Source organism: Allocatenococcus thiocycli, from assembly GCF_921292965.1.
Classification (GTDB): domain Bacteria; phylum Pseudomonadota; class Gammaproteobacteria; order Enterobacterales; family Vibrionaceae; genus Vibrio; species Vibrio natriegens.
Genome location: NZ_CAKLCK010000019.1, coordinates 15,915 through 35,681, shown reverse-complemented (window position 1 = coordinate 35,681; position 19,767 = coordinate 15,915). Strand labels below are relative to the sequence as shown.

At 45.1% G+C, this 19,767-nt stretch carries 19 protein-coding genes and 1 pseudogene; 8 read left to right on the top strand and 12 right to left on the bottom strand.

All coding sequences use genetic code 11. The features are described from left to right. Window positions 1–7: 7 nt before the first annotated feature. Window positions 8–1,132 (top strand): M20 family metallopeptidase, encoded by a 1,125-nt coding sequence (locus L9Q40_RS07050; RefSeq protein ID WP_498792894.1) that lies wholly within the window; start codon window positions 8–10, stop codon window positions 1,130–1,132. Window positions 1,133–1,294: 162 nt separating this feature from the next. After that, window positions 1,295–1,672, top strand: coding sequence for a YkvA family protein (locus tag L9Q40_RS07045; RefSeq protein WP_498792893.1), 378 nt, complete (start codon window positions 1,295–1,297; stop codon window positions 1,670–1,672). A 94-nt stretch (window positions 1,673–1,766) separates the two neighbouring features. On the opposite strand, the gene L9Q40_RS07040 is transcribed toward L9Q40_RS07045, so the two are convergent. From L9Q40_RS07040 to nfsA, 3 genes are all read right to left on the bottom strand, one after another. Next, window positions 1,767–3,071, bottom strand: a complete 1,305-nt coding sequence (locus L9Q40_RS07040) for a dicarboxylate/amino acid:cation symporter (protein WP_498792892.1) — start codon at window positions 3,069–3,071, stop codon at window positions 1,767–1,769. A gap of 420 nt (window positions 3,072–3,491) precedes the next feature. Next, window positions 3,492–4,760 (bottom strand): DUF1835 domain-containing protein, encoded by a 1,269-nt coding sequence (locus L9Q40_RS07035; RefSeq protein WP_498792891.1) that lies wholly within the window; start codon window positions 4,758–4,760, stop codon window positions 3,492–3,494. 272 nt (window positions 4,761–5,032) lie between these two features. Continuing rightward, complete coding sequence (gene nfsA, locus L9Q40_RS07030) at window positions 5,033–5,755, bottom strand: oxygen-insensitive NADPH nitroreductase (RefSeq protein WP_498792890.1); 723 nt, start codon at window positions 5,753–5,755, stop codon at window positions 5,033–5,035. A 227-nt stretch (window positions 5,756–5,982) separates the two neighbouring features. On the opposite strand from nfsA, the gene L9Q40_RS07025 reads away from it, so the two are divergent. Together L9Q40_RS07025 and L9Q40_RS07020 are read left to right on the top strand one after the other, a co-directional pair. Continuing rightward, a complete protein-coding gene (locus tag L9Q40_RS07025) occupies window positions 5,983–6,624 on the top strand; it encodes a MarC family protein (protein WP_014234978.1) in 642 nt (213 codons plus the stop codon). A 162-nt stretch (window positions 6,625–6,786) separates the two neighbouring features. Beyond that, window positions 6,787–7,659 carry a patatin-like phospholipase family protein gene (locus L9Q40_RS07020; protein WP_014234977.1) on the top strand — a complete coding sequence of 291 codons (873 nt, stop codon included), beginning with the start codon at window positions 6,787–6,789 and terminating at the stop codon, window positions 7,657–7,659. A gap of 76 nt (window positions 7,660–7,735) precedes the next feature. Here L9Q40_RS07020 and trhO read toward each other — a convergent pair whose 3' ends face one another. Further along, window positions 7,736–8,716 carry an oxygen-dependent tRNA uridine(34) hydroxylase TrhO gene (gene trhO, locus L9Q40_RS07015; RefSeq protein WP_422835137.1) on the bottom strand — a complete coding sequence of 327 codons (981 nt, stop codon included), beginning with the start codon at window positions 8,714–8,716 and terminating at the stop codon, window positions 7,736–7,738. Window positions 8,717–9,079: 363 nt separating this feature from the next. Between trhO and L9Q40_RS07010 the strand changes: the two genes are divergently transcribed. Then, window positions 9,080–9,568, top strand: coding sequence for a GNAT family N-acetyltransferase (locus L9Q40_RS07010; protein WP_065300522.1), 489 nt, complete (start codon window positions 9,080–9,082; stop codon window positions 9,566–9,568). An 82-nt stretch (window positions 9,569–9,650) separates the two neighbouring features. On the opposite strand, the gene L9Q40_RS07005 is transcribed toward L9Q40_RS07010, so the two are convergent. After that, entirely contained in the window at window positions 9,651–10,946 is a 1,296-nt protein-coding gene (locus tag L9Q40_RS07005; protein WP_065300521.1) for an alpha/beta fold hydrolase, read from the bottom strand. A gap of 243 nt (window positions 10,947–11,189) precedes the next feature. Here L9Q40_RS07005 and L9Q40_RS07000 point away from each other — a divergent pair, with 243 nt between their 5' ends. Further along, a complete protein-coding gene (locus L9Q40_RS07000) occupies window positions 11,190–12,344 on the top strand; it encodes a D-alanyl-D-alanine carboxypeptidase family protein (protein WP_498792889.1) in 1,155 nt (384 codons plus the stop codon). 158 nt (window positions 12,345–12,502) lie between these two features. After that, window positions 12,503–12,721, top strand: a complete 219-nt coding sequence (locus L9Q40_RS06995) for a VF530 family protein (RefSeq protein ID WP_014234972.1) — start codon at window positions 12,503–12,505, stop codon at window positions 12,719–12,721. A 65-nt stretch (window positions 12,722–12,786) separates the two neighbouring features. On the opposite strand, the gene L9Q40_RS06990 is transcribed toward L9Q40_RS06995, so the two are convergent. Continuing rightward, window positions 12,787–13,239: an acyl-CoA thioesterase gene (locus L9Q40_RS06990; protein WP_065303979.1), complete on the bottom strand. Its 453-nt coding sequence runs from the start codon at window positions 13,237–13,239 to the stop codon at window positions 12,787–12,789. Window positions 13,240–13,445: 206 nt separating this feature from the next. Here L9Q40_RS06990 and L9Q40_RS06985 point away from each other — a divergent pair, with 206 nt between their 5' ends. Then, window positions 13,446–14,210, top strand: a complete 765-nt coding sequence (locus L9Q40_RS06985) for a ferredoxin--NADP reductase (RefSeq protein ID WP_498792888.1) — start codon at window positions 13,446–13,448, stop codon at window positions 14,208–14,210. Window positions 14,211–14,302: 92 nt separating this feature from the next. Here the strand turns inward: L9Q40_RS06985 and L9Q40_RS06980 are convergent, their stop codons facing one another. From L9Q40_RS06980 to L9Q40_RS06955, 6 genes and pseudogenes are all read right to left on the bottom strand, one after another. Further along, window positions 14,303–14,968 (bottom strand): DUF2057 domain-containing protein, encoded by a 666-nt coding sequence (locus L9Q40_RS06980; RefSeq protein ID WP_498792887.1) that lies wholly within the window; start codon window positions 14,966–14,968, stop codon window positions 14,303–14,305. A 209-nt stretch (window positions 14,969–15,177) separates the two neighbouring features. Then, the gene (locus tag L9Q40_RS06975; protein WP_014234968.1) at window positions 15,178–16,326 is read right to left on the bottom strand and encodes an AI-2E family transporter; all 1,149 of its coding nucleotides are present in this window, start codon (window positions 16,324–16,326) and stop codon (window positions 15,178–15,180) included. Then, window positions 16,319–17,005 (bottom strand): potassium channel family protein, encoded by a 687-nt coding sequence (locus L9Q40_RS06970; RefSeq protein ID WP_498792886.1) that lies wholly within the window; start codon window positions 17,003–17,005, stop codon window positions 16,319–16,321. Before L9Q40_RS06970 ends, L9Q40_RS06975 begins: the two co-directional genes overlap by 8 nt. A gap of 21 nt (window positions 17,006–17,026) precedes the next feature. Next, window positions 17,027–17,914 carry an efflux RND transporter periplasmic adaptor subunit gene (locus L9Q40_RS06965; protein ID WP_014234966.1) on the bottom strand — a complete coding sequence of 296 codons (888 nt, stop codon included), beginning with the start codon at window positions 17,912–17,914 and terminating at the stop codon, window positions 17,027–17,029. A 12-nt stretch (window positions 17,915–17,926) separates the two neighbouring features. Next, window positions 17,927–18,130: a DUF1656 domain-containing protein gene (locus L9Q40_RS06960; RefSeq protein WP_014234965.1), complete on the bottom strand. Its 204-nt coding sequence runs from the start codon at window positions 18,128–18,130 to the stop codon at window positions 17,927–17,929. Then, a pseudogene (locus L9Q40_RS06955) lies at window positions 18,130–19,767 on the bottom strand (TolC family protein). The gene L9Q40_RS06960 and the pseudogene L9Q40_RS06955 overlap by 1 nt, the downstream one beginning before the upstream one ends.

Sequence of the window (19,767 nt, the reverse complement as noted above, 5' to 3'; positions counted from 1 at the left end):
GTAAAACATGCAGTTTTCTCTCAATGAATACCTTGAAGAGTTACGCCCATTAATTAACGTCGATTGCGGAACTTACACTACCGATGGTATTGAATTTGTTGCTTCTCAGTTTGCAGCAAAGTTTCATGCGATGTTAGGTTGGAGTGTTAAGCGAGTTGATTGCGGCAGAGCAGGGATAGGGTTAGAAATTCGTAACATGCCTGAGGCAGAACAGATCGATGTGATGCTGATTGGCCATTTAGATACGGTTTTTCCTGTAGGGACGGCAGAGCAGCGTCCGATGTCTGTGGATGAAGATAAAGCGTACGGTCCGGGTGTGTCGGACATGAAGTCTGGTTTGCTAAACATCGTTTATGCGATGCGAAATCTGGATACAGCAGTATTAGAAAAGCTGTCGATTTGTATTTGCATGAATCCGGATGAAGAGACGGGCTCACTTTATTCAGTCGATTGGATTCAGTCAGTAGCAAAAAGTGCCAAGAATGTGCTGGTCGCAGAAGCTGCACGTGCAGACGGTGGTTTGGTGAAAGCACGCAAAGGTATGGCGCGTTACAAAATATCCTTCAATGGTGTAGCTGCTCACGCGGGTAACGAGCCAGAGAGTGGCCGTAGTGCGATTGCCGAAATGGCCAACTGGATTCTTGCAGTTAACGGCATGACCAACTTTATCTCGGGCACGACGTTAAATGTGGGTATTGTGTCGGGTGGTAACGGGGCAAATATAGTACCTGCTCAGGCTGAAGCGATCGTCGATGTACGCTTCTGGAGCAACGTAGAGTACGATGATGTCGATACCAAGCTGCTCTGTTTAGCTAAAACTCCGTTTGTTGATGGGGTGAGCATTCAGTTAGATCGAGAAGCGTATAAACCGTCGATGTTACCGAATGTACAAACCGAAGGTTTAATGGCATTGGTTGAAGAGGCTGCCAGTGAGCTTGCAATTGATATCAATTGGAAAGAAGTAGGTGGTGGCTCTGATGCGAACAATACCGCTATTCTGGGCGTTCCGACATTAGATGGTCTTGGCCCCGTCGGAGCTGGCTTCCACGGAGAGCAGGAATATTTACTTCTAGAGTCTGTCGAGCCACGCATCAAGATGCTGATGCGTGTACTAGAGAAGATAGCTAAATAAAACGTTCGTTCTCGGCCAAATAGCTTTCAATCCCCAAACCAAAGTTTGGGGATTTTTTATTTTCCTTTAAACCGGTTACTTACGATGATCTCTGTTGTTAATCCTGTGTTCAGGTTCTGGCTCTTAGTATTAGCGCCAGAGTCACAACTACCGGAGGCAACGATGACTACAGCCATGTCTTTAAAGTCGGCGCCTAATAATGCCGTTGAAGAAACACTAAAAGCGCCAGATGAGAAAACGTTTTGGCGCAAGATGAAAAACTCGGTCAGAAAAGCGGGTGAAGAACTTGCTGTGATGGGGATTAAATCCTGGCTCGCGATGACAGACGCCAATACCTCTGTTCGCCATAAAGCGATTCTTGGTGGGGCATTAGCGTATTTCGTTCTCCCAACGGATATGGTGCCCGATGTGCTGGCTGGCGTTGGATTCACTGATGATATGGCAGCGCTTACATTGGCTGCGAACACGGTTGGCAACGCTATTACGTCCGAGCATGAAGAACAAGCCAGAGCGAAACTGAATTTAATGGCTAATGACTAAAAGTCTTTAAGATTGCTTAATCAATCTTTCTCAATGAACAAAGCCCCGATGTTTCCATCGGGGCTTTGTTTTAGACAGGATAACCGTAAACGGTTTAAGCGTCAGCGCGTTTAAGATGCACTTCTTCTTCGGTTGCGCCGGCCATTGGATCGTTGAAGCGAGCTTCATCCAATGCACCTTCTGATTTAGCAACAATAACCGTTACTGCGCTATCACCAGTAATGTTTACTGCGGTACGAATCATATCCAGTAGACGGTCAACACCCATAATCAGAGCGATACCTTCCAGAGGCAAGCCTACTTGGTTTAGTACCATCGCTAGCATGACAAGGCCAACACCAGGAACACCAGCAGTACCGATAGATGCCAGAGTCGCCGTCATGATAACCATCAGGTAGTCACCCATGGTTAAATCAATGTTGAATGCCTGTGCGATAAACGCGGTAGCGACACCTTGCATGATCGCCGTTCCGTCCATGTTCACGGTTGCACCAAGTGGTACAGTGAACGAAGACACACGGTTTTCTACGCCCATGCGGTGTTTTGCTGTTTCCATAGTAACCGGAATGGTTGCGTTTGATGATGCAGTAGAGAACGCAAACATCACAGCATCTTCCATTTTACGCAGGAAGGTCATTGGGCTAAGGCCAGTAAATCCTTTCAACATTAGGCTGTACGTTACCAGACCGTGTAGCAGCAGTGTGCCAGCTAGAACGATAAAGTACTCGGCAAGGTTTAGGATTGCACCCAAGCCCAGACCAGTAAACAGCTTCGCCATCAGGAAGAACACACCAAATGGTGCAAGGTTCATCAAAATAGCAACCAGCTTCATGATCACTTCATTCAAGTCTGAGAAGAATGCAGCGATACGCTCGCCTGGTTTACCAGCAGCACTGATCGCAATACCAAATAAAACGGCAAACACGATAACTTGAAGTGTTTTACCTTCAGCCATTGCACTGATTGGGTTAGTCGGGAACATATCAATGATCACCTGACCCAAAGACGGTGCTTCTGCTGACTTAAACGAGCTTACCGCAGTAAGATCAGCGCCTGCACCTGGCTGGAACACGGTGCCCATAGTCAGAGCAAGTGTGATAGCGACAGCCGTTGTTGCAATGTATAAAGCTAGGGTTTTACCACCCATGCGACCTAAAGTAGATAGGTCTTTAAGAGAGCTAGTACCACAAACGAGTGATACAAATACCAAAGGTACTACTAGCATCTTCAAGCTGGCGACAAAGATCTGTCCACCAACTTCAAATAGTCCATTAACAATGTATGCGTCGACAAATCCGTTGTCAGCAAAAAGTGTGCGAATTGCAAATCCTGTCAAGATACCCGCCACCATACCGAAAATAACACGGCTGGTAAGCGACATCGGTTTCTTGGTATTCATGAGAACACTCCTTATAGTTATGCACTCTGAGTTCACTTCAAAGTGGCGTGCAGGTTAGCAGCGGAGTGAAAAAACACGAAAGAAAAAACCTAATCTTGGTCGGTAGATGTGACCACGGTCACCATAAAAAATATTATTTTAACAGTTATTTAACTTTAAGGCTGGTTGTAATGGCTGTTTTTTAACACTTTTATCGAGTATAAAACTAATGTTCACCTATTGTTACACTTTGGTGTTCTATGTTTTGGTTGCATATTGAACTCGTGATTATTCACCCCTGATTAATGTGGGACTAAATATGCAACTGAAACTTGTTTATATAATGCGCATTAGTAGTCGATAATTAGAGCAATACATTCATCTCACTATTCGCATCGCTCTGTTATCTTTAGCCACTAAGTTGGTAAATTCAGCGCCGTATCAACATTGAACATGGGACAGGCTAGATAGCTGCAGATGATCCCACTCCCAACGGCTTTTGTTGTTGTTTGGAATTCCACCAACCCAATATTGTTGCTCAAATTTAACATTACCGTTTAAGCACTGTATTCCATGCTCGGTTATACACACTTGTTGCTCCCACCAGTTTTTTTCTAATGAATCTACTCTTATCAGTGGTTTCTCATTGGTCGCTAAAGGAAGGACCAGTGCGTAAAACATTACATCACCAAGGTAGGGCAAAGGTTCGCTCTGCTGATAAAGCTGAAACCACTTACTCACTGAAATCTCGTTGCTTTGCTCCTTTAGCGCATCGAGTGCGAGACGCTTAGTGAAGCTCAACCCTGATATTGAATGGGGGAGCTCGCGCAAATGCCGCATAAGAACCGCACTCATATTTGGCAAGCAATCCAACTCATGTTGATCTAATAGAGAGACATGAGAATCTGGCGTTTCTTCTGTGAGAGCTTGCCAACACCGACTGGCCTGGCTCATTAATCTTGCGTTTATCGGCTTGCGATCATGCCAGCATGAACGAATCGCCTCTGCGGGTAGTTGTCCAAAACCGATAAAACGTTCTGTACCGGGGAATTGGTTCAATTCAATGATCTCAATGACTTTAGCTTTTACGTTCTCAAGATAAGTCAGGCAACGGATCAACATGAGTTGATCATAGCTATCATGCTCCACCCAAAATACGATGCGCTCAAACTTATCGTCTAGCAGAGTCTCTACGTTACGCTGCTCTTGCTGAGCGATGTTTTGAACAGATTCTTTATGCCCCATAACGGGCAGCAGCGTATCAACAACGAACTGAGCGCGTATGGCTAAAAATGATTGCTCAGCTTTAGGAATAGGGCCCATGCATAGTGGATCAATCATCGGGAGAAACTGGCCTTCAAAGCCGCTCTCTTTAAGTTTTTCCTGAATATCATGCCCACAACGAACATGGAGCGTACTCAGACCACTGTCTAACGCTTTTTCTCGTTTAGCGATAGCGTTCTTATGCGATTCTAAACGTTCCACGTGAGCTTTTAGTTTGTTCCAACTCGGTAAGCCGAGCTCTCTTGCTAAAGCATGTTGAACATCAGCAAGCTGAATAGATTCAAAAGATAGAGTGTCGGGTTGGGAGTGAAACTGTTTAACGAGACCCAGCGTATTGAAGTCACGTTGACGAATTGCCTTTAAACGCTTTTTAGCAATGATTTTTTGCTGATTGAGATTAATTGAGAAGCTGTTGTGAGGTTGCATTTTTCACCTTTCTTATTCTCTTCCACACTCGCCTGAACAGAAGCTTTAAGAAGGTAAAAACAGAGTGTACCTGCTGGAAATGCAGGGAAGCCAAATTGCCGTGAACCGAGTTCTTTCCGCGAGTGTTGGGTGCTTTAGGCGTGAGCTCGTTTATCATAGGCGACGGCTGAATGACTGGCAACCGAAAATCAGGGTTCAGAGAAGGAATAGTTAATAAAAACAAAGCCCCACCTAACCTGGCAGGGCTATCCAAGGTTATCGTTCAATACAATCTAGCGCTTTGCTAATCCTTTGCCATGTAAATAAGGCAGAATATGCGGGCGAGACTCTCCTGCCAATTTCGTCGTCACTTCCTCAGACCAGGTGCTTTGCTTTTGATTACTTGAACGTGTGGCGTAGTAATCGTGCATGGTTTGGTCGTAAGCTTTTATGTCTTCAATATTTACAGCTTGGTACTGATTTTCGTGTACGATCACTTTTGCTGGTAAGCGAGGTTTAACTTCTGGGTCTTGCTCTGGATGGCCAAGACACATACCAAACAAAATGGCAGTATTGGCAGGTAAGCCGAGTAACTCATCAACACCTTGGGCATTATTTCTCAAGCCACCAATGTATACGCCACCCAATCCCATCGATTCTGCTGCCAACAGACAGTTTTGCGCCATGATGCCGGAATCAACGGCACCAATGAGTGTTAATTCGGTAAAGTCTGCTTGTACTTGAGGGTTGATAGCCGAGTGACGCTGATAATCAATGCAGAACACTAAAAATTCTGCCGCACTCGCAACGTAAGCTTGGTTACCTGCGTATTGCGCCAGTTGTGTGCGTTTCTCTGGATCAGTGACTCGGATGATGGAAACGACTTGCAGCATACTGGAAGAAGATGCGGCTAGGCCAGCTTGAATAATCGTGTCCAGTTGAGTTTTATCTATTGGTTGCGGGCTGAATTTTCTAATCGAGCGGTGGCTCATTATAGTTTCAATCGTACTGTTCATGATGCTTTAACATCCTTTGTTATTGTTTTCATATTTCGTGGAACTCACCTTATCGGCATTTGATGGCTGGGTAAACTTTCTCCAAAGAAAAAAGCTAAAAAGAAAAGCTCAAACGAAAAAAGTGTGCCTTAAACCATAAGTTTTACTAGAGAAAGCCAGTAATCAGGCACGCTCTAAGATATGAGTATATACTGTCTTAAAATCAATGAATTACATGCGGTAAAAAGATGAAAGAACTGATCGTTCACACAGTAACGGTATTTATGGGTTTCTTCGCCATCATGAACCCTATCGCGAATATTCCCATATTCTTGAGCTTAACTGCGGATGAAGATAAAGAGACGGTTCGATCCATAGCACTGCGTTCGGTGTTTATTGCTTTTATCATCGTTGCGGTGTTTTCAATTGCGGGAAAACTGATTTTCGATTTATTTGGGATTACGCTTTATGCGCTGCGTATTACTGGCGGAATTCTGGTCTTTTTGATTGGTTACAACATGCTACAAGGTGATACTACCCATCAAAAAACCAAGGAAAAGGCTTACTCACCTGCCCAGCAACAAGCGGCGTTAAGTATCGCGGTTTCCCCTCTCGCGATGCCAATATTGGCTGGTCCTGGCACTATCGCAACGGCGATGAATTTTGCGACCGCTGGTGGGTTTGATCAAACAATCATTACCATCGTTTCTTTTGCTGTGCTCTGTATTATCACGTACATCTTGTTTTTATTTGGCGATAGATTAGTGAAAGCCGTTGGTCCTAGTGCGCTCAATGTTGTGACCAAAATGATGGGGCTGATATTGGCGGTCATCGGCACTCAAATGCTCATTGATGGGGCTGCTGAAGCGTATAAGAACGTTTTCTCTTAATCCTACTAGGCTTATGTAAGGTGTAGGCATGGTTACAGGTTGTACTTTGTAGCGAAATCTTACTTGAGTATAGGAATCACCTATCTAAATAATAAGAATAACCAATTGTTTCTATTGCCTTACTTTCAATACTATTTTTAAACACAGTATTGGGGAGGAAACATGGTTAAAAAAGCAATTGTGGTTGAAGGTGGTGCGATGCGAGGCGTCTTCGCTAGTGGCGTGCTAGACGCATTCATGGAGCAAAATTACAAGCCGTTTGATTTTGCAATTGGTGTATCAGCAGGTGCATCGAATCTGATTGGTTACTTAACTGATTACCCACATCGCAGCATTAATATCATCACCAAGCTTGCAACCTGTAAACGTTTCTTCGATCCAACCCGCTTTATAAAGGGCGGTGACCTTATTGACGTTAAATGGTTATTTGAAGAATCTAACCGTTTATATCCAGTCGATGAAAAGAAGTTGTTTGATGGTATTCCATTTTTTGCGACCACAACCAATGTTGATACAGGTAAGGCAGACTATTATCGAGTCAATCGCGATAACTTCCATCACGCGCTAGAAGCGACGACTGCTTTGCCTATCGCATACAAACATACCCCTTGCTTTTCTGGTGGCTGTTACACCGACGGAGGCGTGGCGGATTCAATTCCGGTTCGCGAAGCTTACCGAAGAGGCGCGAGAGACATTACTGTGGTGTTATCCCACCCGCTGAATTACTCGAAGAAGCCAGCCAAAACAACCTGGCTCACTAAGAAGCTGTTTGCCGAGCATCCTAAAATGGTCGAAGCAATGTTGCACCGAACAGAGAACTATAACGAATCGTTGGCGTTTATTCGTAACCCGCCGGAAGACGCGCGTATCCGCGTTATTGCTCCGCCTGATAATTTTCATGTACAGCGTTTATCAATGCGTCAGTCTGTGTTGCTTGAAGGTTATGAGATGGGGCTTGCAGAGGGCAGAGCGCACCTGAAAAATCTTGCTGGTGCTCATGGTCTGGATCGAGAGAACTGTCACTTCTGTATTTAGCGCAGCGACGCTTAACTTTTCGTCACTCGTAAACATGTAAATTGGCGAACCATAGTATATGGTTCGCCAATAAGCGTTAGGCTTGTTTACGCTGTGCTTCTTTTTGAGCAATCTTAGCCGCACGTCGCTCTTCACGTTGCTTCGCGCTTTCACCGCCAACGTGCTGTTCACCACGTTGATCCGCCAAAGAAATCTGTTTTTCACGCTCACGGAATCGAGCAATCTGCTCTTCTGAATGCGTACCGTGACATTTAGGGCAGCTTACGCCTTGCTCGTAAAGGTCTGACTGTTTGTCTTCTTCTGTGATTGGCAGGCGACAAGCGTTACATAAGTCGTAGTCTGCTTTCTCTAGCTGGTGGTTTACAGCAACACGACCATCGAATACGTAGCAATCACCTTCCCACATGCTCTCTTCTTGTGGCACTTCTTCCAGATACTTTAGAATGCCGCCTTCAAGGTGATAGACTTCGTCAAAGCCTTGCTCTTTCATGTAAGCCGTTGATTTCTCACAACGGATACCACCAGTACAGAACATCGCCACTTTCTTATGCTTGGTCGGGTCCATGTTTTCTTTCACGTAGTCTGGAAATTCACGGAAAGTTTCAGTGTTCGGGTTTACCGCACCTTTAAAAGTACCGATTTCGATTTCGTAATCATTACGCGTATCAACAACAAACACTTCTGGATCCGCGATAAGATCGTTCCAGTCTTTTGGTTTCACATAAGTGCCAACCACATGACGAGGATCGATACCTTCAACACCTAAAGTTACGATCTCTTTCTTGAGTTTTACTTTAGTGCGGTTAAAAGGCTGTGTTTCAGCAAGCGACTCTTTATAAACAGTGCCCGCAAGACGTGGCTCTGCATTTAGCCATTCAAGCAGGGTATCAATACCCGCGCGGTCCGCAGCAACGGTACCGTTGATACCTTCACTTGCCAGCAGAAGGGTGCCACGAATCTGGTTCTTTTCCATCAGTGCAAGCAATGGTTCGCGTAGCTCTTGATAGTTACCCAGTTCCACAAACTTGTACAGCGCACAGACAACATACTGACTCATGAGATTTCCTTTAAAAAAACAGGCTTTAATAAAACAAGTGGTCGACGACCATTAAATTATAACGGCCCGGAGTATACCCGACTAAAACGGTCAGGTATACAGGTAAACCCATCGGACAGGAAACATGCATGTTGATTGGTTAGTGACAAAATGAGGATGAAGAACGGATAGCTGCTTCCCCGCAAACCTTGTAGGTCTTCAAATTATCAACAAAAATCTAAGTGAATTGACGAGGTTAACCTCGACAGGTTTGTGTGAAATTTGTACGTTTAATTGGTTGAGTCCTCGTTACTCGTAAATGCACTCAGCTCAGTACAGCAAGGTAAAAAACAAAAATTAATTCAACGGAATGGTTAGTAAGACATGCAGCAGTTTCATATCAGGCGACTCAGAGAAGAGGATATACCGCTTCTCAAACTTCTTTTAGTTGAGCTCGATACTTCTCACTATCAAGCTGAGCCCGACTTTTATCGCTCACCACAAGAAATGGCTGAGATTAGGGATAGCCGTAATATCTTTGAAAAATACTTCGATGGCAGTATCACTGCATTTGTAGCTTGTTCAAATCGAAACATTGTGGGGTTTATTTCGGGAACCACTCGTGAAGTTAACTCCATCATTTCACCAGAGAAATACGTTGGCTTTATCAATGAACTCGTTGTTGCGGAAAGCCATCGAAACTTGGGCATAGGCTTATCGTTGATGGATAGAATTGAAAGTGCGCTTTGCAGCTTGGGCGTAGAGGAAATCGGATTGTCCGTTGGTTCTTTTAACCACGAAGGCGAAGATTTTTATCACAAGATGGGTTATCGAGTGATAACTAAGTCCATGATAAAAAGGATCAAAGATTAATCGACTGGCGTGATACTCGGTATTGGATAGCAAAACGCCTTTTCATGGTGAAAAGGCGTCGGTATGCAGAAGTGGTGTCTTATTAAACCAAAGTCGCCGCAGTCTGGTTACCCATCGCAATTAATGTATCCAGAATGCGTTCGCCGTCAGCACGCAGACCATTGTGTTCATATTCGTTGGTGATCCACGCTTTTGAGTTCGGCATAGAAGCTAATGTTTCTCGGCTGATGTCCATTTCCACAAACATATCGTCGGCGTAAACCGCGCAGCTTACCGGAACTTTGTTCATTGCCAGTTGGTTTTGGTCATAAAGGGGTGACCAGTCCTCTTTGCTTGCCAGTATTTCAGCAGCTTCTTTTAGTGGCTTTAGGTTGGTGTATTGGTCAAACATCCATGGGAAAACCATTTCCCCGGTAAAGTAGAAAGGCTGGCCTTTTTCATAGTTAAACGCCGGGTTTGACTGACGTACTCGGTGTGCACTCCAATTTGAAGCAAAGCCCTGGCAGTATATAGACTCGTGCAAAATGGCGTAAATAGGGTTGGTTTGGAAGTTTTGCTGAGCCAGCATGTCACTTAAAAACTCGTAACGCAGCTGCGTTTTTCCGTTTACTTCTATGAGTGCGCTTTCCAGCCAGTAATACGTTGGCAAGAAGGTATCGCTGACCCCAAAATTAATCCCAATCTGTTGGAATTGCTCAACGGTAAAGCGTTGCCCGTTTGGCAGAAACTCTTCATTTTCTAACAGGTGATCGGCAATGGTCTGGCAAAGTTGCTGCGCTTTAGGAAATTGCTGGAAGAACGCCTGATTCTTATCCATTGTACGTTTAAACGTTGCTTTATACACATCGTCGGGATGACGTGAAACAGACGGCACACCACCAGTAATGTAGCTTCGGGTCAGGCTTTCAGGGAACAACGACAAATACGTCAGAGAGCAAAAACCACCGAAGCTTTGGCCTAAAATCGCCCACTTTTCTACACCAAATTGCTGACGTATAAATTCAGCATCGCGAACAATATTGTCTGCTCGGAAATGGCTCAGGTATTCTGCCTGTTGGAGTGGCGTCAGGTGCGCCAGCGTTTGGTGGTTGATCACCGAACTGTTTCCGGTGCCTCGCTGGTCGAGCAGTAATACTCGGTACTCTTGAAGTGCTCGTTTTATCCAGCCGTTATGGCCATTTTGACGTGGAGAAGGGAAGCCAGGACCACCTTGAAAGTACACAAGCCATGGTTTGGTTGAGTCTTCGTCTCCCACTAAACATACCGAACGGGCGAATACTTCAATAGTGCCTTTGCTCTCTTCCTGGTAATTCAAAGGGACATTAAATGTGTGGGGAGTGTAGTGCAATCCTGCGTCGATAAATGATAGAGCATTCATTGTTTTATTTATATCCTTGTTGGGTTCAGCATCTAGTAGACCTTACGCTCGCTACTTTACTTCGAAATCAGGGTTTAACCAAGAATCCGAAGTAGAGCAAGTCACATCTAAGCCGTTTAATCTCTTTTGTAAAATCAACGTAAGTTCAAGAAAATGAAACGATTAGCGACTGGTGCAACTGGTTGAATGAGCTATGCTCATTAGAGCGACGACAAAGTGAGTGTGAATTGTGGAGGATGTTGAATGAAAGTGTCACTGGCTCAATGGATTATCGTGACTTGTTTAGTTAGCGTGCCCGCTTTTGCGGTGGTCACGCCAAGCCCACCTGAGTTACAGGCGAAAGGGTACGTGTTAATGGACTTTCAGTCGGGAGCCATTATCGCAGAACAGAACGGGAGAGCCGGATTAGCCCCTGCCAGTTTAACCAAACTCATGACGGCTTATGTCGTGGGTCAGGAAATCAAAGCAGGTCGATTAAATTGGGATGATTTAGTGACTGTCAGCGAAAATGCGTGGTCAGAAAAATTCCCCGGTTCCTCCAAAATGTTCATCAAACCGAAAGATGAAATCAGCGTTGCAAACTTGATGCGCGGTGTCATTATCCAATCGGGAAATGACGCATGTGTCGCTTTGGCGGAACATGTGGCAGGCAGTGAACATGGATTTGTGGCTTTGATGAATGGCTGGGCCGAAAAGCTCGGGCTTCAAGACACTTACTTTGTGAACTCTCATGGGCTGGATAGTGAAGGCATCCAAACTTCTCCTTTGGATATGGCGACGTTGATGAAATCGATCATCAATGACGTACCTGATGTGTATGCGCTGTACAACGAAAAGGTGTTTAAGTGGAACGATATTACCCAATACAACCGTAATAAGTTGTTGTGGGATAAGTCTATTAAAGTAGACGGTGGCAAAACAGGTTACACCAGCAATGCGGGATATAGTCTCGTCAGTTCAGCGACTGAAGGTAAAATGCGTTTGATATCTGTCGTGATGGGAACGCCTAGCGCGCAAGCACGCATCAGTCAGTCTAAAAACTTGCTCAGCTATGGTTTCCGTTTTTATGACACTAAGAAGGTGGCTACACAGGGACAGGTGGAATCAAAGGTTAAGGTCTGGAAAGGCAAGGTGAGTGAAATAGAAGCGAGCTTTCCGCAAGATGCTTATTTGACCCTACCTCGCAGTATGACAGCTGGTTTAGATAAGAGTGTCGAAATGAAAGAACCTTTAATGGCACCGATTGAACAAGGGGAAGTGATTGGTAAAGTCGTGTGGAAAAATAACGATGAAACCGTCGCCAGCTACCCACTGGTCAGCAACCAAACGGTTGAACCTGCCTCGTGGATTGGTCAAATCTGGGACAGCATTGTTTTATGGGTGAAATCGTTTTTTTAATTAACCCCAGTTGAGGTTAATTCATTAAGCGATGAATCGAGTAACAGCCCGTTTTCCATCGGGCTGTTTTTATTCTGATGTAAATAACAGTTGGGAATCAGGTTTGTTTCAGTTAGATTAGCCCGCCACATCGCCCTATAAATTGTTGGATTGAAATCATGAGCAACGAACAACCGAATAACCCTCTGCACGGGTTGAGTTTAGAAAAAATCGTCACCCGTTTGGTTGAGCACTTTGGGTGGAATGGTATGTATGAACGTGTTCGTGTTAACTGTTTTAAAAAAGACCCGTCTATTAAGTCGTCGTTAAAGTTTCTTCGTAAGACGCAATGGGCACGAGATAAAGTTGAAGCGCTGTACATCGAAACTTTCTGTTAAGCTGTTGAAAAAGCGATTATTCCCGAAAGCACGAGTGTGTGCCGCCGGGAATTTAAACTCGACAATTATTCTAGGTGGTGAGTGCTGCCCACAGTCGCTTCCAGTTCCAGAATCGACTTGCGGACGTTGTCTGGAATCTCAGTCTTAGTGTTATTTTTAAAATCAAACATCACACCTGTTGCCGTCGCGACGGTGACCACTTTTCCCCACTTTTTGCTAAATACCTGATATTCCATTGTCATGCGATCGCCTTGCATGTCGATCACTCGAGCGCCAATCATAAGCGTGTCCGGGTATGTCACTGGCAATTTATAACGACACTGAGTCTCACTCAGAACAGGGCTAATTTGCGAGGTTTGCAGGTCGACGAGCAAATTAATCGCTTCAAAATAGTCCAGACGTGCGGTTTCGAAGTAACGAAAGTAGACGACGTTGTTGACGTGTTGCAAGGCATCCATTTCTCCCCAAGCTACTCTGATCTCAGTCACGACGGGGAAGTCTTTTAGTAGTGTGTCCATTTTCTTTGTTCCTTTTTCATCAACGTTGCCACAAATTGTGAAGCCACTTATTAATCTGAGTATTTATTCTAGATGTAATTATTTAGGATGTAATAGAATTGTTCCTGAAGTGTGAAATAAACTGGTTGTTTATGTAAAGTTTAATCTTTACATAGTAACGTTGTAAGCGTAAGTTTATTTGAGAGTGGCTAAAAGGGAGATGTCTCATGGCAGAACTGAAAAATTTCAATCTCGCCAGAGTTGAGAAGCGAATAGACTGGACAGGCGAGCTGTTCAGCTTAAGAGTATCTGGCGCTCCACTTTCCTTTAAAGCTGGTCAATTTACCAAACTCGCGTTGGTAGACGAAAATGGCAACCCAATCAGCCGCGCCTATTCCGTGGTGAATGCTCCGAGCGAACAGTTTGACTGGCTGGAGTTTTTGATTGTTGCGGACCCTCAGGGACAATTGTCGCCAAAACTGCAAAAGTTAAAGACTGGGGACAGTATCTATGTTGGTGAAACGGCACACGGAGATTTGATCCATGATTCGATTCCCAAACAAGCACATGACCTTTGGTTGCTTTCAACTGGTACCGGTATCGGGCCATTTTTGTCATTGTTAGATGACATTAACCTGCTTCCTCATAACGAAAAGATTGTTTTGGTTCATGGTGTTCGCTATGAAAAAGACCTGGTATATAAATACTTAATTGAGCACTTAGAGCAGCGCTATGAAGGCCGATTAAAGTACGTGCCTATTGTTAGCCGAGAAGCAGTGGAAGGTAAGTTACAAGGCCGCATTCCCGACTTTATTGCCTCAGGAGAGCTGTCTAATCGAGCGGATGTGCAGTTCTCACCGTGCAGTAGTTTTGTGATGTTGTGTGGCAATCCAGCAATGATTAAAGACACGTTGCCAGTATTGCAAGAACGCGGTTTAGAGAAGTTTCGAGTCAATACTGGTGGTAACATCATTTACGAGCGTTACTGGTAAATCGGGACCATTAAAGCTCAGCAGTTGTTGAGGTTGTTAAGGTACGAAAAAAGCCACATTAGATGTGGCTTTTAAACTCAGAAAGACCAAACTTATTGTTGGTTGATGTACGCTTTAAAGCGAGCTTTGGTTTCAGCATCCGCTTTTTGGTACCAGAAGTGCAGCATTTCTTCTGCGGTTGAATCTGCTTTTACCGCCGCACGTGCTTGCTTCATATCTTCAGGGATTTCAGCGGGTAACGTCATTGGCTGAACCATCGCTCCTGCAACAGCAATTGCTGCCACGCCGCCAGTTCGATTGTAATCTTCTACTTCGCGAACATAGTCACGGCCAATCTGCATACCTTCTTTGATAAGCTTGTCTTGCTTAACGGCAATCGCGTTGCCAGATGCATCAACCAGTTTCCAGTCTAAGTCTTTGATATTGTCTTCTGCATCATTCAAGTTACGGTACTCTGGAAGCTGAAGCGCCAGTTTAGAATCTGAAGACGTAAAGCTGGTGACAATCACGTCGCTTTCAACACTGACACGGTCATTGCCTTTGTTGAAAAACGGAGTAAATCGGAATACGACCTGGTTAACGCCATCAGGTAACGTTAGTGTTCTTTCTGAGGCAAAGAAGCCGCCATCCAGCTTCACTTTTTCACCGTTTGCTGCGAGTACCGATACGTCGTCAGGAACACTAACCGTTACGTCAGCGAATGCCATGTTACTCATTGCCAGAGCGAGCGCGCAAGTTAAAGGCTTGATCAATTTCATTGTTTTTATCCTAAGCACTATTTATTAGTGAGCATCGAGAGTGCATCGTTATGCGTTTGATTGCAACAATCAAGTGTCATTAGTTTGAAAATTTAACATTAGTTTCATTTTTCATCGTTATTGAGATGAAAATGTGACACCAATAAAAACAAACCGCTGCAATGCAACGGTTTGAAAGATTGTGAGTATCGGATTAAGGCTTGGTGAGCTTAAATACCTGCTCCGTTGCCAGATTCACTTTGGTCTTTTGCTTCCTCCAGCAAGTCGCCCAATTCCTCTTGCTGTTGGGCTTTCTCAATGCTTAGCCACCAAACGAATAGCTCATACCAAATTGAAAGAATAACCGCGCCAAGGAAGAGGCCTACGATACCGTAGACAAGCATACCGCCGATGGCACCAATCAGGATAATTGGCATCGGAGTGTCCACGCCTCGACCCATCAGCATTGGTTTGAGCAAGTTTTCAGAAAGCGCACCAACGACCGCCCATACAGTAAACAAGGTTGCAGTCGTGCTGTCTTGAGTCATGTACATGTAGCCAATCACAGGTAGCACTGCAAGAAGAGCCGGTAACTGAGCGATACACAAAATCATCAGTATTAGAGTAAGCAAGCCAGCGGCAGGCACGCCAAATACGAAGAAACCCGCACCAATCAGCAACGCTTGAATCGCAGCGACACCGACAACGCCAAGTAAAACGCTTTTAATGGTTGCTGCAATGAGCGTCGCCCAGCTTTTTGCATTGTCACCTGCGGTACGAATGGCAATGGTGGTTAGGCCAGATGCCAATGATTCTGAGTAAGTCATAAAACCAGCGGCAATCGCCAAAGACAGAATAGAAAGCAATACACTACCCAGAGCGCCACCCATCATGCCAAGCAGGGAAGTCAATGCTGACTTTATCTGAGGCATAAAGGTTTGAATTGCTTGTTCTAAATTCGTCGAGAAAAGTGTCCAGGTGTCGTAGAGCTTACCACCGACAAGTGGCCAGTCTGCAACCGATGGCTTCGGCCCAGGTATTTTGACATCACCGCTCTGGAGTACTTGCAGTGCGTGGGTTGCACCGTCGTAAATGGAACCAGAAACCATCACAAGCGGTGTCACTAACAGCGCGATACCAAGCAAAGCGATGGTGGTTGCTGCCAAACCACGCCTGCCACCATAGGCTCGCTGAAGCCTTTTAGTGACGGGTAAAAGTGCCACTGCAATGATCGCCCCCCAAATAACGGGAAGGATGAAAGGCCTGATGATGTCGTAAGTAAACATAAACAATACGAAGATCAAGCCAATTCGTATTGACGATTCCACCATATTACTGATGAAAATCTTACTTTCATTTCTTTCCGATGATTTATCCATTTTTATTTACCTGATGATCAATGTTGGAACTGACGAGGCTAGAAACCACAATAGCCATATAAAACACACCTGTAATGGCCTCTAAATAAACGATGACTTGAGCCAACGGAGTCAGAGGACTGATATCGCCATAACCAAGAGTGGTCAGGGTGACGAAACTGAAATATGCCGCATTGGAGAAGTTTTGCCCCCAGGATATCGCCTCCATACCGGTGAAAGCCTGTGGTGAAAACTCCAGTAAAATGAGGTAGGCGATGGCCCACATCAAACCCAGCAACAGGAATAAAGCGACAGACCCAATGACTTTGTTACTGTTGACGTGACCAGTAAACAGGATTTGTCTTGCAATAGATTTAAAGGTGCCAAAGAAAAACGCAAAGGTTAACGCGAGCATCACGACGTTCATTTCTTTGATATGAAAAATCGTTTTTATCACGATGACAAACACCCATACTGCGAAAAGGGTATAAAGGAACCGAGACCAGGTTTTATCGAATCGTAGACTAGCAAAACACACGATGAACGTGATTATCGTAAACGCCTGTAAAATATGCTCGATTGCCCCTTCATCCACCACCTGAGCAGATGCTCCGCCAATCAACAAAACGATGAGTGACAGTGTGAGATAGAAGAAGTTATTTTCTTCATTAATGTTTTTGAGTTTTTTTCCAATGACCATAGTTGTTCTCTCACTTAGTAACTATTCATTGTTTTCTGATGAGTCTTTCATCACCATGATGGAAGCAGAAAGGCCAAATCGAAGCTCGATATCTTCTGGCAGTTCTTTAATGGCAATACGCACAGGAATGCGCTGTGCCAGACGAATCCACTGGAAGACAGGGTTAACATTTGGCAGCAGGTTATAACCGACGGTACCGTCTCGTGGCGCGATACCCCAGCCGATAGAATCGACGGTTGCGTCAATAGGTGTCTCTGGATGAGACATCAGCGTCACTTGTGCTTTGCTGCCAGGCTCGATTTGCTGTAACTGGTTCTCACGGAAGAAACCAAATACCCAAAAGCTGTGTTTGTCGATAAGCGCAAGCAGAGGCTGGTTGGCAACCGCTTGAGTACCGTTGCGGATATCCAGGTTAGAAACAAAACCGTCGACGGTCGCATAAACCTTGGTATAGCTAAGATTCAATTTCGCAGACTTTAACTGCTCTTCTGCCGCCTTGATTTGTAGTAGAGATTCTTCATAGGCAATCTCACGGCGAATAAGATCTTTGTGGGATACTGCGCCGCGATCTTTCGCTCGGATATCCGTTAAACGGTCGTACTCGATTTTCTTACCGCGAGAGCTGACGATGGACTTTTCCAGTCCCACTTCTGCTTGCGATAATGCAACCTCGTAGGTGGTTGGGTCGATCTCAAACAATAAATCGCCAGTTTTGACTTCTTGGTTGTCTTGTATCGCAACGTTCACAATCGGACCGGATACGCGAGGCGCAACTTTGATGACATTGGCACGTACCTGACCATCTCGCGTCCAGGGATTGTTGAAATATTCTTCATACTTTTGATAGCCGAGCCAAGCTGCGCCACCAAGAATGACAAGATTGAGTGCAATTACGAATAGTTTTTTCATCTTGTTTGGCACCTAAAATTGAATATAAAAGCTGTCTATCGCCACCACATAACAGACCATGATGGCGATGAAAGTCAGCGACGGAAAAGCGATAAAACGAGATAAGCGAGTCTTGTTTAACAGGATGACGGTTATCCACGTTGCGGTGACCGCAAGAAACAGCACCAGCAGTAACGGGGAAAAGTAGACATCACCCCAAGAGAGTTCATAAGGCATTATGGCTCCTCCCCTTTAGGCGGTCTGTCACCAGCCCGTTCAATAGGAAGTGGCGGTAGAACTCGGTTTTCTTGGTCCAAATACCCGTCCCAGTCGGTGCGTTCCACCATCTGCTTCGCAATCTCGTCAGATAAGAACGGCTTACCGGTTTGTGCTTGCCAACCCCCACCAAGGGACTTGTAAAGAGCGACGACCTGGTTGGCGACATTGCCTTTGATAGAGGCGTAGTTATCTTCTGCTCGTGTCATTTTCTCTACGGAGTTCAGTAGACGCTCAAAGGAGATTTGACCGTTTTCGTATTGAGTCATCGAAATGTTGAAGGCACGAATAGAAGAGTTTACCGACTGCAAACGTAGCGATTTTTGTTCTAAATACAGGTCGTAAGCTTCTAACGCGTTGGTGACTTCATTGACGGCCTGCAGTACTTTTTTGTTGTAGTTGGTTAAGGTTTCCTGAAAGCTGGCATCTTCGTATCGAATGTTATTTTTCACACGTCCATACTGGAAAATGTTCCAACTAAACGCAGGGCCTGCGACCATCGTGAGTGAGTCACTGAAACTAAAGCTACTGCCATCCGGTACTGTACTGTCGATACCAATCGAACCAAACAGAGAAAAACTTGGATATAAGGCCGCTTCGGCGACACCAATTTGGGCACTTTGCGCGCGAGCTTGCATCTCAGACACTTGCAAGTCTGGTCGGCGCATGACCAAGTTGGCGTCGATTTGTGTCTGTAAAAGTGGTGGACGCGGGACAATCGAGTTTTCGTCATTGCCAGATAACGCCGTTTTTCTGCCTGTTGATTTGAATTGTGCTTCGTATTCGGCGATACGTTAGGATAGACCATCTGATGCCAGAATGGTGTCGACTTCTTCTGGCAACACGCCTAACAGAAGCGCAATCGCGGAACGTGACTGCTTCATCGCAATTTCAAGGCTGGGCTGGGCGGCTCTTGTGGTGTACAACTGGTTTTGTGCTTGTTGAACGTCGAGCTCGGTCACGTTACCTGAGTCGAATTGGACTTGAGTAATATTGACCACGCGCTCTTGGATCTCGATGTTTCGTTTAGAGAGCAGAATACGCTCTTGGTAGGTTCGATAGTTTATGTAATTGCGCACCACTTCTGACGTGATGGTTACCATAATATCGTGGTAAGACGCGATCGTTGCATAGTAACCCGCTTCTACCGATTCAATCCCGCGAGCATATTTACCCCAAATATCCATCTCCCAAGCTGCATCAAATGAGAGCGCAGCATTGTTGAACCCTTGATCGTTGACGTAAGCACGTGCCAAATTACCGGATACGGTTTGTACCTGTGGATACTGCAAGCCTGACGCAACGCCAACTAAGGCACGGGCTTGGACAATACGTAGCCCAGCGGCTTCTAAATCAAGGTTTTGCTGGCTCGCCAACTCAACCAGTTGATTCAGTGTTGGGTCATTAAATTGTTGCCACCACTGCTGTACCTTTTGCTCAGATTGCTCGGTATCCTGTACTGCGTTTTGCAATGACCAAGCACTTGGTAAAGCAGATCGCTGGGGATGGACATAGTCTGGCCCCACAGTTGTACACGCACTGAGCCCAATCAGAGTCATTATGGCGAGGCTTGGTTTCGTTAATTTTTGAAGCATCAT

Bases quoted from the DNA above. Each gene is read 5' to 3' on its own strand.
- L9Q40_RS07050 (WP_498792894.1), top strand. From the start codon at position 8: ATGCAGTTTTCTCTCAATGAATACCTTGAAGAGTTACGCCCATTAATT.
- L9Q40_RS07045 (WP_498792893.1), top strand. From the start codon at position 1,295: ATGACTACAGCCATGTCTTTAAAGTCGGCGCCTAATAATGCCGTTGAA.
- L9Q40_RS07040 (WP_498792892.1), bottom strand. From the start codon at position 3,071: ATGAATACCAAGAAACCGATGTCGCTTACCAGCCGTGTTATTTTCGGT.
- L9Q40_RS07035 (WP_498792891.1), bottom strand. From the start codon at position 4,760: ATGCAACCTCACAACAGCTTCTCAATTAATCTCAATCAGCAAAAAATC.
- nfsA (WP_498792890.1), bottom strand. From the start codon at position 5,755: ATGAACAGTACGATTGAAACTATAATGAGCCACCGCTCGATTAGAAAA.
- L9Q40_RS07025 (WP_014234978.1), top strand. From the start codon at position 5,983: ATGAAAGAACTGATCGTTCACACAGTAACGGTATTTATGGGTTTCTTC.
- L9Q40_RS07020 (WP_014234977.1), top strand. From the start codon at position 6,787: ATGGTTAAAAAAGCAATTGTGGTTGAAGGTGGTGCGATGCGAGGCGTC.
- trhO (WP_422835137.1), bottom strand. From the start codon at position 8,716: ATGAGTCAGTATGTTGTCTGTGCGCTGTACAAGTTTGTGGAACTGGGT.
- L9Q40_RS07010 (WP_065300522.1), top strand. From the start codon at position 9,080: ATGCAGCAGTTTCATATCAGGCGACTCAGAGAAGAGGATATACCGCTT.
- L9Q40_RS07005 (WP_065300521.1), bottom strand. From the start codon at position 10,946: ATGAATGCTCTATCATTTATCGACGCAGGATTGCACTACACTCCCCAC.
- L9Q40_RS07000 (WP_498792889.1), top strand. From the start codon at position 11,190: ATGAAAGTGTCACTGGCTCAATGGATTATCGTGACTTGTTTAGTTAGC.
- L9Q40_RS06995 (WP_014234972.1), top strand. From the start codon at position 12,503: ATGAGCAACGAACAACCGAATAACCCTCTGCACGGGTTGAGTTTAGAA.
- L9Q40_RS06990 (WP_065303979.1), bottom strand. From the start codon at position 13,239: ATGGACACACTACTAAAAGACTTCCCCGTCGTGACTGAGATCAGAGTA.
- L9Q40_RS06985 (WP_498792888.1), top strand. From the start codon at position 13,446: ATGGCAGAACTGAAAAATTTCAATCTCGCCAGAGTTGAGAAGCGAATA.
- L9Q40_RS06980 (WP_498792887.1), bottom strand. From the start codon at position 14,968: ATGAAATTGATCAAGCCTTTAACTTGCGCGCTCGCTCTGGCAATGAGT.
- L9Q40_RS06975 (WP_014234968.1), bottom strand. From the start codon at position 16,326: ATGGATAAATCATCGGAAAGAAATGAAAGTAAGATTTTCATCAGTAAT.
- L9Q40_RS06970 (WP_498792886.1), bottom strand. From the start codon at position 17,005: ATGGTCATTGGAAAAAAACTCAAAAACATTAATGAAGAAAATAACTTC.
- L9Q40_RS06965 (WP_014234966.1), bottom strand. From the start codon at position 17,914: ATGAAAAAACTATTCGTAATTGCACTCAATCTTGTCATTCTTGGTGGC.
- L9Q40_RS06960 (WP_014234965.1), bottom strand. From the start codon at position 18,130: ATGCCTTATGAACTCTCTTGGGGTGATGTCTACTTTTCCCCGTTACTG.